11 protein-coding genes are annotated in these 13,060 nt (G+C 64.1%); 5 read left to right on the top strand and 6 right to left on the bottom strand.

From position 1 onward, the window contains the following. Window positions 1–12: 12 nt before the first annotated feature. The 5 genes from BKY27_RS17080 (at window position 13) to BKY27_RS17060 (ending at window position 4,914) form a co-directional block, all read left to right on the top strand. Window positions 13–756 carry an ABC transporter ATP-binding protein gene (locus BKY27_RS17080; RefSeq protein WP_071675701.1) on the top strand — a complete coding sequence of 248 codons (744 nt, stop codon included), beginning with the start codon at window positions 13–15 and terminating at the stop codon, window positions 754–756. Beyond that, on the top strand, window positions 753–1,685 hold the full coding sequence (locus BKY27_RS17075) for an ABC transporter permease (protein ID WP_071675700.1): 933 nt from the start codon (window positions 753–755) through the stop codon (window positions 1,683–1,685). The genes BKY27_RS17080 and BKY27_RS17075 overlap by 4 nt, the downstream gene beginning before the upstream one ends. Then, window positions 1,678–2,667: an ABC transporter permease gene (locus BKY27_RS17070; protein WP_071675699.1), complete on the top strand. Its 990-nt coding sequence runs from the start codon at window positions 1,678–1,680 to the stop codon at window positions 2,665–2,667. The genes BKY27_RS17075 and BKY27_RS17070 overlap by 8 nt, the downstream gene beginning before the upstream one ends. A 2-nt stretch (window positions 2,668–2,669) precedes the next feature. Further along, window positions 2,670–3,284 carry a hypothetical protein gene (locus tag BKY27_RS17065; RefSeq protein WP_071675698.1) on the top strand — a complete coding sequence of 205 codons (615 nt, stop codon included), beginning with the start codon at window positions 2,670–2,672 and terminating at the stop codon, window positions 3,282–3,284. A gap of 250 nt (window positions 3,285–3,534) precedes the next feature. Further along, window positions 3,535–4,914, top strand: coding sequence for an MBL fold metallo-hydrolase (locus BKY27_RS17060; protein ID WP_071675697.1), 1,380 nt, complete (start codon window positions 3,535–3,537; stop codon window positions 4,912–4,914). 42 nt (window positions 4,915–4,956) lie between these two features. On the opposite strand, the gene BKY27_RS17055 is transcribed toward BKY27_RS17060, so the two are convergent. The 6 genes from BKY27_RS17055 to BKY27_RS17030 all read right to left on the bottom strand — a co-directional run bounded on the left by BKY27_RS17055 (window position 4,957) and on the right by BKY27_RS17030 (window position 12,617). Next, window positions 4,957–7,752, bottom strand: coding sequence for a DUF2339 domain-containing protein (locus BKY27_RS17055; RefSeq protein WP_071675696.1), 2,796 nt, complete (start codon window positions 7,750–7,752; stop codon window positions 4,957–4,959). Between the two features lie 124 nt (window positions 7,753–7,876). Next, window positions 7,877–9,511 (bottom strand): acyl-CoA synthetase, encoded by a 1,635-nt coding sequence (locus BKY27_RS17050; protein WP_071675695.1) that lies wholly within the window; start codon window positions 9,509–9,511, stop codon window positions 7,877–7,879. 4 nt (window positions 9,512–9,515) lie between these two features. Continuing rightward, window positions 9,516–10,316, bottom strand: a complete 801-nt coding sequence (locus BKY27_RS17045) for an enoyl-CoA hydratase (protein ID WP_071675694.1) — start codon at window positions 10,314–10,316, stop codon at window positions 9,516–9,518. Window positions 10,317–10,340: 24 nt separating this feature from the next. Then, complete coding sequence (locus tag BKY27_RS17040) at window positions 10,341–10,790, bottom strand: OsmC family protein (protein ID WP_071675693.1); 450 nt, start codon at window positions 10,788–10,790, stop codon at window positions 10,341–10,343. A 30-nt stretch (window positions 10,791–10,820) separates the two neighbouring features. Further along, complete coding sequence (locus BKY27_RS17035) at window positions 10,821–11,963, bottom strand: glycine cleavage T C-terminal barrel domain-containing protein (RefSeq protein ID WP_071675692.1); 1,143 nt, start codon at window positions 11,961–11,963, stop codon at window positions 10,821–10,823. A gap of 171 nt (window positions 11,964–12,134) precedes the next feature. Further along, window positions 12,135–12,617 carry an Lrp/AsnC family transcriptional regulator gene (locus BKY27_RS17030; protein WP_071675691.1) on the bottom strand — a complete coding sequence of 161 codons (483 nt, stop codon included), beginning with the start codon at window positions 12,615–12,617 and terminating at the stop codon, window positions 12,135–12,137. Window positions 12,618–13,060 lie beyond the last annotated feature (443 nt).

The raw sequence follows: 13,060 nt of genomic DNA, 5'->3' as shown, positions 1-13,060 counted from the left end.
AGGAGATACCCCATGCCAGACCAATCCCTGGCCCTGTCCGTGCGCGGCCTGACCAAGCGCTATGGCGACACGACCGTTCTGCACCCCCTGACACTCGACATCCCCGACGGCGAGGTCTTTGGCTTCCTCGGGCATAACGGCGCGGGCAAGACCACCACGATCCGGCTGTTGACAACCTTGCTGCCCCCAAGCGGCGGAACCGCCGAGGTGGCGGGACATGACCTGCGGACCGACCCGCTCGGCCTGCGCGGTGCAATCGGCTACCTGCCGGAAAACGTCCGCCTCTACGACCGTTTCACGACCCGCGAAAACCTGATGTTCTTCGCCCGCCTTTCCGGTCTCTCGGACGCCGCAGACCGGGTTGGCCGCACCATGGCCTTTCTCGGGATCGAGCCGCTGGCCGAACGCCGCGTCGGCACGTTTTCAAAGGGAATGCGGCAACGCGTGGGGCTGGCGCAGGCAATTCTGCACGACCCTTCGCTGTTGTTTCTGGACGAGCCGACCTCGGGCCTCGATCCGATGGGCGTGCGGCTGCTGCGCGACATCATCGAACAGCTCAACGCCCGCGGCATGACCATTTTCATGAACACTCACCTCCTGTCGGAAGTGTCCCGCACCTGTAGTTCGATCGCGGTTCTGGCGCATGGGAAGCTGGTCTTCCAGGGCCAGATGGATGCCGTGACCGAACGCTATGGCGACGACCGCGCGTTGGAAGCGCTTTACCTGGGCGTCGGTGAGCAGGAGAGCGCGGCATGACCGGCGCGCGTATCATCTGCACGCAATCGCTGGCGACGCTGGTTCGGGAACGGACGGTTTTGCTGGTGATCGCGTTGTTTTCGCTGATGGTGCTGGTCTCGGCATGGCTTGGCTGGTCGGCGACCCACACCGTGAACACGATCTATTCCGATGCCGCGGCCTACCTGACCTCGGTGGGCGAGCCGGTGCCGCCAAACCCCGTCAGCCTCGGATCGCCGCTAGCGGTTCTGCGCAATGTGACGGTCTATGTCGGCCTGATCGGCACCTTCGCCGCCATCGTGATCGGCCAGCGCCTGATCGAGGGCGACCGGCGCGCAGGTGTGTTGCCCCTGATCGGCGCACGACCGCTCAGCCGGGCGAGCTTCGCTCGTGGCAAGATCGCGGCGTTGTGCCTGTCGACCACGGCCATGATGATCACCGCCGCCACGGTTTCGGCGCTGACACTGGCCGTGCTGCCCGGCGCACATGTGACGGGTGCAGAGTGGGGGCGGCTTGCCGCATTCTTCTTGCTGGCATGGGGCTACATGACCCTTTTCGGGCTGGTGGCGCTTGGGGCCGCAGCGCGGATTTCCACGATGGCGGGCGGGCTGCTGGCGGCCACGGTGCTGTGGCTGGCCGTCACCTTCGTGCTGCCCGCGATCACCGGCAACGTGAACCCGACGGCGGCGATCAATCCGATCTCTGGTCTCGCCGTGGCTCCTGACACGCCGCTTTTCACGCAGCTCGGGTTTTGGCTTGGCCCGATCTCGCTGTCCGAACACTTCAATTACCTGTCCGCCGGGTTGATGGGCTACCGCCCGGACGCTCTGGCCCCGCGTGGGCTGGTAGCGCCGCTGGCTTGCCTTGTCGCGGGGTTCATCGCGGCGGGTGGCTTTGCCGTCGTTTCCTGCCTGACCCTCGACCCCAATGCCGGAGGCCCCGATGCCTGATCTTGCCCGTTTTCCCATCCTGACCATCGCGCTGCGTGACGCACGCGAAGCCCTGCGGGACCGGTTCGTCCTGATCGCCACCCTGGCGCTTGCGGCGGCGGCGCTTGTGTCGGTCCTGTCCGGGGCCGCCGCCCTGCATGGCGATGCCACGACCTATGCCGCCGCGCGCGACCAGTTGCTGGCGCTTGGCCGGTCGGCCTCGGACATCGCGGCGCCGGAACTCTGGCCGCTGAAACTGTTGCGCGGCACCATCGAGCAGATCGAGATCATGGGGGCGGTCATCGCCCTGATCGCAGGCTATCGCGCCGCCGCCGCGGAACGGGGGCGCCAGACGCTTGCCCTGATCCTGACCCGCCCCGTGCCGCGTTGGAAGGTTCTGGCCGCCAAGCTGATCGGCGGGGTCGGCCTGTCGGCGGGGGCGCTGGCCGTGGTCTTCGCCGTCAGCGCGACGCTGTTGCATCTGCTCTCGGGCGTGGGCCTCACGCTGAACGACCTCGGGCGGCTGGCACTGGTTTGGGTCATGGCGACGCTCTACCTCAGCTGCCTCTACACGGTTGGCTTTGCCCTCAGCCTTTGGCTGCGGCGTCCGGCGGCGGGCCTGATCTACGCCTTTGCCTTCTGGCTGCTGCTGGTTCTGGTCGCACCGCAGATCGGGGACACCATGGACCCCGACAACCAGGTTTCAGGCGGGGTCTTTGCCGCCCTGTCGATCCCGCGTGTCGAGCAAGACCGCATCAAGGCAGGCTTCGCGGGGTACGAGTTCTTTCGAAACGGCATCGAGGTCGCCTCGATCACCAAGCACCTCGAACGATTCAGCTTTGCCGTTCTGGGCATCAAGGACACCTATACCGGCCGTCCCATCAGCGAAATCTGGGCCGAGCGGCGCGGCGATGTCCTGTTCCTTTTCCTCTTCACCCTCGGGCTCTCGGCCATCGTGCTGCTGCGCCCCATCGACCCCGACCGTCTTACTCAGGAGATATGATCATGAAGACGTTCCCCACCACCGCCATCGTTCTGGCCCTGCTGCTTGTGCCGGGGGCCGTTCTGGCCCAATCCAATGACACCGATGGAGACGGCGTGCCCGACATCGCCGAACCGTTGCTGCACACCGATCCGGGCAGCCCGGACACGGACGGCGACGGCATCGGCGACCTGCAAGACGACGCCCCCATCATTGCCCCGACCCCCATCGTGGCGGGCGGTGCCCCTGCCCCGTTCCACATTATCGAGGTTCTGGTCGAGAACAACATTGACCCGGTCGCCCATCGTGACGCGCCGGACCACCTTGAAATCGCCGTGGTCAATGACGGCACCACCGACCTGTCGGGCTTTACCCTGTTTTACACGATGACCGATCAGGACAGCGGCGTGCACGAGGCCTACATCGCCCATCCCGACACCGTGGTTCCCGCCGGGGGCGAGGCGCGTTTCCATGTAGATGACAGCGGCGCCGACGGCCACCTGCGGGCCAACCCGAACTCGATCTACGTCACCAGCGTCGCGGGGAAGGACGTGACGGTCGCGCTGCAACTGGACGGCTACGCGGCAGCGACGATGACCATCCAGAAAGACCCGGGCGGCGCAGAACAAGCCGATTGATCCACGATTGGAACGAACCTGGGCCAAGCACCACCCGGCGCTTGGCCCAAACGTTTTGGCCAGCCTCGCTGGACCGCATTTCGGCGCTACCCCCGTCCGGGGGCGGTCCCCGGGACCAATCCGACCACACGCGGTCGGCGTGGCGCGCTCGCGTCGTCAAATCCTGGGATTGACCTGCCTCAACGTCCCACGCCCGACCCTATGCCCAACTGGAGGTCCGACGAGGCGCACGGAACGGAAGGAACACGGTATGCAGATCTCATTTCACGGCGCAGCGGGCGGGGTCACGGGGTCTTGCCATCTGGTCACGGCGGGCGACCGAAAAATCCTGATTGATTGCGGGATGTTTCAAGGCAGCCACGAGTTGCACGAAGACAACGCCGCCCCGTTCGGGTTCGACCCGGCCTCGGTCGACGTGCTGCTTTTGACCCACGCGCATCTGGACCATTGCGGTCGCATCCCGCTGTTGGTCAAGTTGGGGTTTACGGGCGAAATAATCTGCACGGCGGCCACGCGGGACTTGATGCGGCTGGTGCTGCTGGACTCTGCCCACCTGCACGAGGAAGAGGCGCGCCGCCGCAAACGGCACGCGACGCAAAAGGGTGGGTCCGACCCACTTTATGATACCATTGATGCGGTGAACAGTTTCGACCAACTGGGCCGCGTCGCCACCTATGGCCAGCCCATCGACCTTGGCCACGGGGCGTCGGCCACCTTTCATGACGCGGGGCATATTCTGGGGTCGGCCAGCATCCTGCTAAGCGTGACCGAAGACGACCGCAACCGGCGCATCCTGTTTTCGGGCGATCTCGGCCCTCCCAACCGACCGCTTCTGAATGATCCGCAGCCCCCCGGCGACGCCGACATCATCGTCATGGAAACCACCTATGGCGACCGCGATCACCGCAACATGGACGAATCCCAGGACGAATTCTTCGAAGCGATCCGTCAGGCCGACGCGCGCGGCGGCAACGTGATCATCCCCACATTCGCGCTTGAACGGGCGCAGGAGCTCTTGTTTTTCCTGCGTGGGGGCATGGTCACGGGAACCCTGCCGTCGGATATGCGGGTGTTTCTGGACTCGCCAATGGCGATCTCGGCCACCAAGATCTTTCACCGGCACCCCGAGGCGATGAAGGGCGCGGTCGACCGGATGATCCGATCCGGTCAAGACCCGTTCAAACTGCCGGATCTGCATTTCACCCGCGATGCCTCTGACTCCATTCGACTCAACCGCATCCGGGCCGGGGCGGTCATTATGGCGGGCTCGGGCATGTGCACCGGCGGGCGGGTGCGCCACCATCTGCGCCACAACCTTGCACATGCCGATTGCAGCCTGATCTTCGTGGGTTTTGCCGCCAAAGGCACCTTGGCACGGATCATCATTGATGGCGCGAAATCGGTGAAACTGTTTGGCGACCACATCCCTGTCCGGGCCCAAATTCACACCATCAATGGCTTCTCCGCCCATGCCGGACGGAAGGATTTGCTGGCATGGCACCGCAAGAACCGTGCGCCTGACATCACCTTCCTGATCCACGGCGAAGACGGCGCACGAGAAAGCTTCGCCGCCAAGGTGCAGGGGACGCGCGTCGAAAGGCCGAGCCTGCATCAAACGTTCGACATTTGAAACGGCCACTTGCACGGACCCCCAGGAGCGATGCCCCAGCCGCTAGGCAGACGCATCCCGGACAGGGTCATCCGCAGAGGGGGCCACTTGCGTGAACCGCTGGTAGATGCGTGCGATTGCGATCAGCACCACCCCGAGGCCGAGGAACGACGCCACGCGATACAACCCCGTGAGGTCCGACATGTCATACAAAAACACCTTGGCCACGGCGATCACCAGCACCACCATCGAGGCTTGCCGCAGCAACCTGGCCCGGAACAGGATCGCCAGCCCCAGCAGGGCATTGGCATATAGAATCCAGACAACCGAATAGGCGTAGACCTCGGCGTTTTCCGGCAGCGTTTGCGCGCGCCAAGCCATCGCCTCGCCCCAGAACGCGCGCCGGGTTTCCAGCGTCAGGTCTATGAAGATCAGGCATCCTGCCATCGCCAGGGCAAGGTGACGTTGTGCTTGGGTCAGGACGAAGCCGGGGCGCAGGCTGACCAGCAAAAGGATCGCGGCGGGCGCCAGATAGGCCAAGCCCAACAGGTTCACCACGGGCCATGACCCGATCTGTTGCGGCACCAATAGGGGTGATTGCGCCAGTACGCTGCCAAGAACGATCATCAGCATCGAAAGCAAAACCAGCCCCTGCCCGGCCTTGACCGCCCACCCGTGGCGGGCCAGCAACTCTCGGCGCAGCAACATGGCGGCGGCGGTCAGCGACCACAGGATCTGAACCGCGATATCGAAAAGGGTCCAGCGTGGCTCTTTCAGACTGCCAGCCCCCCAAAGGCGCAGTTGCAGCGCCACCATCAGGAAGGCAAAGCCCGCTGCCGCGATCTCCAGCACCGTTCCGGTCAGGTCATCGCCCCCCGCCCGAAACAGGCGCGAGGCCAGCCACAGCGCCACCGCCGGCAAACCGTAGCCATAAAGAACCCAGTGAAAGGTGCCGAACACCGTTCCGGTGTAGTCCAACAACTCTGCATTCAACCCCAGCCGCAAGACCACCACAGAGGCCAGGACCAGCGTCAACGCCCGCAATTCCCTGAGCGGCAGTTTCGACCAGATCCAGGCCAGCGCCAGCACCTCGACCGCCAACGACACGGTCAGCCACGCTTCGCGCAGCAGGCAGGCGATGGCCAGCGACAGGGCCGCCGTCGTTCCAGCGGCAAAAAGGCCAAGCGGCACATCGCGGCGCGGCGGGTCGCCCCGGGCGACCGCCATGGCCCCCGCAAAGAGCAGAACCGCGATCACCGCCGCCGTCGCCGCCCAATTCAGATCCACCTCGAACGCGGCGATGCGCCAATAGGCGATCACGAACAACAGCACCGGCATGGCGGCCGCGACACCGGCCCAGATCACGGGGCTGCGGCCCCACCTCAACCCGACGAACCCGCCAATGCCGAACAGCGCGCCCAACCCGATCAAAGACCGGAAAAACACGGTGAATTCAGCCGGTATCACGTAGCGCCACAGCGCGGTCCCGCCGCTGTCGCGGCCAAGGGCCTGCAACGCCTCAGGGGGAGAGACGGCCATTGGCGACGGCCAGGACAGGGCCACCGCCAGCACGGCGATGGCCGCCATCGGCACCAGCCCCTCCAGCGCATCGCGCCGGGCCCCAAGACCCATCGCCAGCGCGCCAAAAACCCCGAACGCGCCGAAGGAAACCATGTCATATCCCGCCGCATCGGCCAGCCAAAGCAACAACAGACCCGACAAGGCGAAGCCCACGCCCGAGGATCGCGTCAGCATGGAGGCCACGTAGCGCCAGAGCGGATTGTCCGGCATCTTCACCGGCAAATCCGTTGAGAGGAGCGCAAAAAGCGCAGCCAGCCCAAGCGCATAGCCGACCAGAATGCCCTGATCTGCCGGGCTCCAGTCCGACAGCATCCACAAGGCCGGCCACAAGAATGCCCCGGCCAGCGTGAGGTAGGCAAAAACCCACCACTTGCGCCAGTGCATGACCGCAAGGCAGCCCGCCGTCAGCACCAACAGATAGAGGAACAATGGCAGCGCCGACGCCTCGGGCGCAGTGACAAGCGCAGGCACGAGGTAGCCGGTCACAAGCCCGATCATCGCAACCGGAAATCCGTGGCGCAAGGATAGCGCCAGCCCGGCATAGGCCGTCAACCCAAGCGCGACAAATCCCGTGGCAGGCCCAAGCAGCCCATACAAGGCATGGGCCGCAAAAAGCGAGACGAAGACCGCGAACAGCCCGGTGCCGGTCAGCACAGGCGGGATGAAATCCGCACGGATGGCGGTGCCCAGTGCTTTTGGCGGGCGGGTTCGGGTCCACTCGGCGACCGACAACAGGACGCCGCCGAAAACCAGCCCCGCCACAACCCGGAAGAGCGGCGTCAGCCAGCCCTGATCAATGGCGTAGCGGAACAGGAACACGACACTCAGCCCAAGGGCCAGCCCGCCAACCCAGACCATCCAGTTGCTGGCGACGCGTTCGAGACCCCAAGACCCTCGCGGCTCGGGGACGGGCCGCTTTTGCGGCCGGGGCGGCGGTGTCGACCTGCCCCCGCCGCCCCAAGGCGCGCTCGGGGTTGGCGCGGGCGTATCACTTGTCTGAGACCGGGTTGCAGGGGCCGCCGAAACGACGGCGTCGCGCGTTGCCTCCGCCGCCTCGCGCGGACCCACTGTCGTCGCGGGCCTCTGGTCGGATGCCCCCGCCGCCTCGGGCGGCAGGCCCGACGCTTTCAGTCGCTCCACTTGCGCTTTCAGCATTGCCATCTCGGCAGTCAGGGTGTCGAGTTGGCCCCGCGCGCGGCCCAACCTGACCGCAAGAACGATCGGGAAAACCACCACATAGGCGACGAGGAGCAGCGCCGTGAAGATCAAGCCATTCATTTGATCTGAATGCCCGAGATCGGCACCCGTGTCATGAGGTTTTTCGGGACCGCCCCGGCCCTAAATAGGCGGCAAAGTTGCCCGCAATCCAGTAGCGCGCGCCTGCGTGTCCCGACCCGTGTATTTATCCCGCCAACGCACGCGCCTGATCGCGCATCAGGAACTTCTGGATCTTGCCGGTTGACGTCCTCGGGATCGGTGTGAAGACGAAACGACCGGGCACCTTGTAGGGGGCCAGATGTTCGCGACACCAGATGCGCAGGGCCGCATCGTCCAACACCTGCCCCTCGGCCAGCTCGATGAAGGCACAGGGCGTTTCGCCCCATTTGTCGTGCGGCATGGCGACCACGGCGGCAACGGACACCGCCGGGTGACGATAGAGCACCTCTTCCACCTCGATGGACGATATGTTCTCGCCACCCGAGATGATGATATCCTTGGACCGGTCCTTGAGCTGGATGTAGCCATCGGGATGCACCACACCGAGATCGCCGGAATGGAACCAGCCCCCGGCAAAGGCGGTTTTGGTGGCCTCCGGGTTTCGGAAATAGCCCTTCATCACCACGTTGCCGCGAAACATGACCTCGCCCATGGTGTTGCCGTCATGTGGCACCGGGACCATGGTCTCGGGGTCCAGCACGGTCAGCCCCTCAAGCGGCAGGTAGCGCACACCCTGACGGGATTTCAGCATCGCTTGGTCGGCGGGCGGCAACGCATCCCAATCCCGATGCCAGTCATTGACCACGGCAGGGCCGTAGGTTTCGGTCAGGCCATAAAGATGGGTCACGTCGAACCCGGCGGTTTTCATGTCGGCCAGCAGCTTTTCGGGCGGCGGCGCGGCGGCGGTGAAAAACTGCACTGGGCGGTCAAGGGCGCGCTTTGCCTCTGCGGGGGCCGAGATCATCAGCGACATCACGATGGGGGCACCACACAGGTGGGTCACGCCTTCATCCGCCAGCGCGGCCCAGATCGGCTCGGCCCGCACTTGCCGCAGGCAGACATGCGTGCCGATGATGGCCGACAGCGTCCATGGAAAGCACCAGCCGTTGCAGTGGAACATCGGCAGGGTCCAGAGATAGACCGCGTGTTTCTGCATGGACGTCGTCAGCGCGTTGCCCTGCGCCAGCAGGTAGGCCCCCCGATGATGAGAAACCACGCCCTTGGGATCGCCCGTGGTGCCGGAGGTGTAGTTGATGGAAATCGCGTCCCATTCATCCTCGGGCATCAGCCACGCGAAGTCGGGATCACCGCTGACGACGAACGCGTCGTAATCCGGTGCATCGACCGGCGTGATGGCCCCGTCGTATTCCGGGTCGTCATACTGGATCACGAGGGGCCGCACGGTGGCGAGGCGCAACGCCTCCTGCATCAGCGGCATGAACTCGCGATCCACGATCACGATCCGCGACATGGCGTGATCGAGCTGAAACGCGATGATCGCGGCATCGAGCCGGGTGTTGATCGAATGCAGAACCGCCCCACACATCGGCACGCCGTAATGACATTCCAGCATCGCCGGGGTGTTTGCCAGCATCGCCGACACGGTATCGCCACGCCCGATCCCCTGCCCCGCCAACGCCGAAGCAAGCTGCCGGGACCGTGCGTAGAAATCGGCGTAGCTGCGTCGCAGGCCCCCGTGCACCATGGCCGTATGCTGCGGAAAGACCGTCGCCGCACGTTCAAGGAAGGTCAGCGGCGTCAGCGGCTGGTGGTTCGCCGGATTGCGGTCCAGCCCTTGGCTATAGGGGTTCCGGGTCATGGGATCAGGCGTCCTGCCATTGGGGTTGGCGTTTCTCGATAAAGGCACCGATGCCTTCCTCCGCGTCGCGGGCCAGCATGTTCTCGACCATGACACGCGAGGCGTAGGCATAGGCCTCGGGCAGCGGCATCTCTTGCTGCGCGTAGAAGGCGCGCTTGCCGGTGGCTAGCGTCAAGGAGGATTTCGAGGCTATCTTTCGCGCCATTTCCATGCAGGTGCCGGTTACGGTTTCGGGCGACACGACACGGTTGACCAGCCCGATCCCTTCGGCGCGATCAGCCGACACCATATCGCCGGTCAGCAACATCTCCATCGCGTGCTTGTTGCTGACGTTGCGCGACAGCGCCACCATGGGGGTCGAGCAGAACAGCCCGATATGCACGCCGGGGGTGCTGAAGCGCGCGGTGTCGGCAGCGACGGCCAAATCGCAACTGGCCACCAACTGGCACCCCGCCGCGGTGGCGATACCGGTGACTTCTGCAATCACCGGTTTGGGACAGGTCACGATGGCCTGCATCACGCCCGAACACATCGCCATGACCTTGGTGAAATAGGCCTGCCCGCCATCCGTTGCGGCGCGACCCGCGGTCATTTCCTTCAGATCATGCCCGGCGCAATAGGCCGGGCCATTTGCGGCCAGCACGACCACGCGCACCGCCGGGTCGGCCCCGGCCTCGGCCAAGGCCGCAGCGAGCGCGGTCAGCATCGCCTCGGACAGCGCATTTCGCCGCGCCTGATCATCAAGGGTCAGGCGCAGGATGCCATCAGCATCCAGATCCTGCAGAAGGATATCGTCGGTCTGCACTGGCAGGCCCCCCTTTTTCGTCTGTCAGAAAATGTTGATCTCGACGCTGTCCGCCAGCGAGTTGGCGATAAAGCAGTAGCGATGCGCGCGGTGCTGCATCTCTTTCAGGTCGGCGTCGGAGACCGAAAACCCGGTGTCGAAACGCACCACAGGGTGCAGGTCGATCCGACTGACGGACATCTGCCCCTTGGGGGTCTTGCCCAGATGCGCCACGGCATAGTCGTGATAGCTCGCCACCGGCCAGCCCGCCTTGGCGCAGAGCGCGAGGAAGGTCATCATGTGGCAACTCGACAGGGCCGAGGCCAGCGCCTGTTCGGGGTTGGTGTGGGCCGGATCGCCGCCCCAATCGGGGGCGGCGTCCACTTGGACGTCATAGCTGTTGTTATATTGCACCGTATGCGCGTTCGAATACTTGCCCGTCTGCAAGACGGGGGTGGCGCGCTGCCAATGCAGTTCGATGGACAAATCGGACATGGTGTCTGTTCCCGTGGTCTGACAGCGCGCTCAGGCGGCCGCGATCTTTTTCTTCGGGTCGTAGAACGGACGTTCGACGATCGTGGCGACAGTCGGCCCGGACGCAGTGACAACCTCGACCTCGAACCCAAGATGCGCGTGATCCGCCGCCACCATCGCCAGCGCGATGTTGCACTGCAACCGGGGCGAATAGACCGCCGAAGTGACATTGCCGATGGCCTCGCCATCCTTGTTTACGGTCCAGAAGGTCGTGTTCGGCCCCTTCAGCGGTGCGCCCTCGACGATCAGGCCCACCTGCTTGCGAGTCACGCCCTCTTCCTTGATGCGGGCCAGCGCGGCCTTGCCGATAAAATCGGCCTCCATATCCAGGTTCACCAGCCGGTCGAAGCCCAGTTCGAACGGGTTGGTGTGGATGTCGGCGTCCGCGTGGTAGGACAGCATTCCCCCCTCGATCCGGCGGATCGACGAGGTGTGGCCCGGCTTCAGCCCGAAAGGCATTCCGGCAGCCATGATCATTTCCCACAGAACGTCGCCCTTGGACCCGTCACGCAGGTAGATCTCGTAGCCCAACTCGCTAGACCAGCCGGTGCGCGACACGATCAGCGGAATGCCGTCCAGCTCCAATTCACGCAGCCAGTAGTATTTCAGGTCCATGATGCTCTCACCGAAGAGCGCCTTCATGATCTCGCCCGACATGGGCCCCTGAAGCTGAAGTGGCGACACGTCCGGTTCGCAGATATTGACATCCATCCCCGAATGCACGGCCACGCCCTGCGCCCAGAGCAGGATGTCGCTATCCGCGAGCGAGATCCAGAAGTGATCCTCCGCCAGCCGCAGCAGGATAGGGTCATTCAGAATGCCGCCCTCCGCGTTGGTGATCAGGACGTATTTGCACTGACCGACGGCCATCTTGGACAGATCGCGCGGGGTCAGCATCTGCACGAAGCGCGCAGCGTCCGGTCCGGTGATTTCGACCTGCCGTTCCACGGCCACGTCACACAGGATCGCGTCGTTGACGAGATTCCAGAAATTCTGTTCCGGGTCGCCAAAGTCGCGGGGGATATACATATGATTGTAAACCGAAAATCCCTGCGCGCCCCACCGGACGGTGGCATCGAAATAGGGGGATTTGCGGATCTGGGTGCCGAACCCGAAGTCTTCCGATTGCATCATGTCATTCGCCCTTGCTGGCCGACGGCACCTGCTGCCGTGGCGTCTCCCGAATAGGCCGAGATGTAGCGCCTGCATTTTCGGCAACCGGTCCAAAAAACGGGCGGGATTCGGACTGATCGGGCTGAAATTCGCCACCAAGTCAGACCGACCGTCCGCGCCGGGTAAAACCCGCTATCGCGCCAGCAGCCGAGTCAGGTTCGGGTGACCGGTCTTTACCTGCCGCACGGCGATATAGGTCATGTAGCGATCCACCTCGACCTCGGCCGAGAACAGCTTGTCGAGCAGTTCCTGAAAGGTCGCCAGGTTCGGGCTGATCACCTTCATGACGTAATCCATACCGCCCCCCGTCGCGATACAGTCCACGATCTCGTCCAGCGTGCGGATATGCGCCTCGAACCGGTCGAAATCGGCCTTGCGGTGATGGGCCAGCGAAACGGTGACGATCACACTGGTGAAATCGCACAGCTTGTTCAGCGCGATATCGGCCCGATAGCCGGTGATATAGCCTGCGGCCTTCAAACGATTGAGCCGCTCCCAACAGGGCGTGGGCGACAGGTTGACGATCTCGGCAAGCCGAGACTTGCTGATCTGACCGTTGCTCTGAACGGCGCTGAGGATCCGAATATCGGTCGCGTCGAGACCGGGTTTTTTCATCTTGTTGAGCCTCGCCCCGGGAATATTGACCCAAGATAGCCGCACGACAGAACCATCCGCTGCCCAAGCTACGACACGAAATAGCGCAGCCACGTCAACTGTCAGGCCGTACCAGCGACCGGATTCGAGCCGACCCCGCCCCCAAAAGACGCCGACGCGCCGAAAGAAGGCCAGAGGAATAACCGCGAAGTTCCGTGATGTCTCGGGGATGCCAAGCCGCCGATCGTTGACCGGCGGCCACGACTGACGCCTTTGGCGAGAACGCATGGCCAAGAAGTCCACACCTCCCGGAATTCGTTGCCGGAAACAGAAACTGAGCTACCCCCCGAATTTCGGACACTGACATTAGCTACGAATTGCAGTTTGTGGACCTGTCACGTCTTTGTGCCGCCCCAAGTGCTCGTTTAGGCCACTTTCCGTTCGAAGGCGACCGGGCTTTTCCA

Source organism: Nioella nitratireducens, assembly GCF_001879715.1.
Lineage (GTDB): Bacteria > Pseudomonadota > Alphaproteobacteria > Rhodobacterales > Rhodobacteraceae > Nioella > Nioella nitratireducens.
This window is presented reverse-complemented; position numbering and strand designations above follow the sequence as displayed.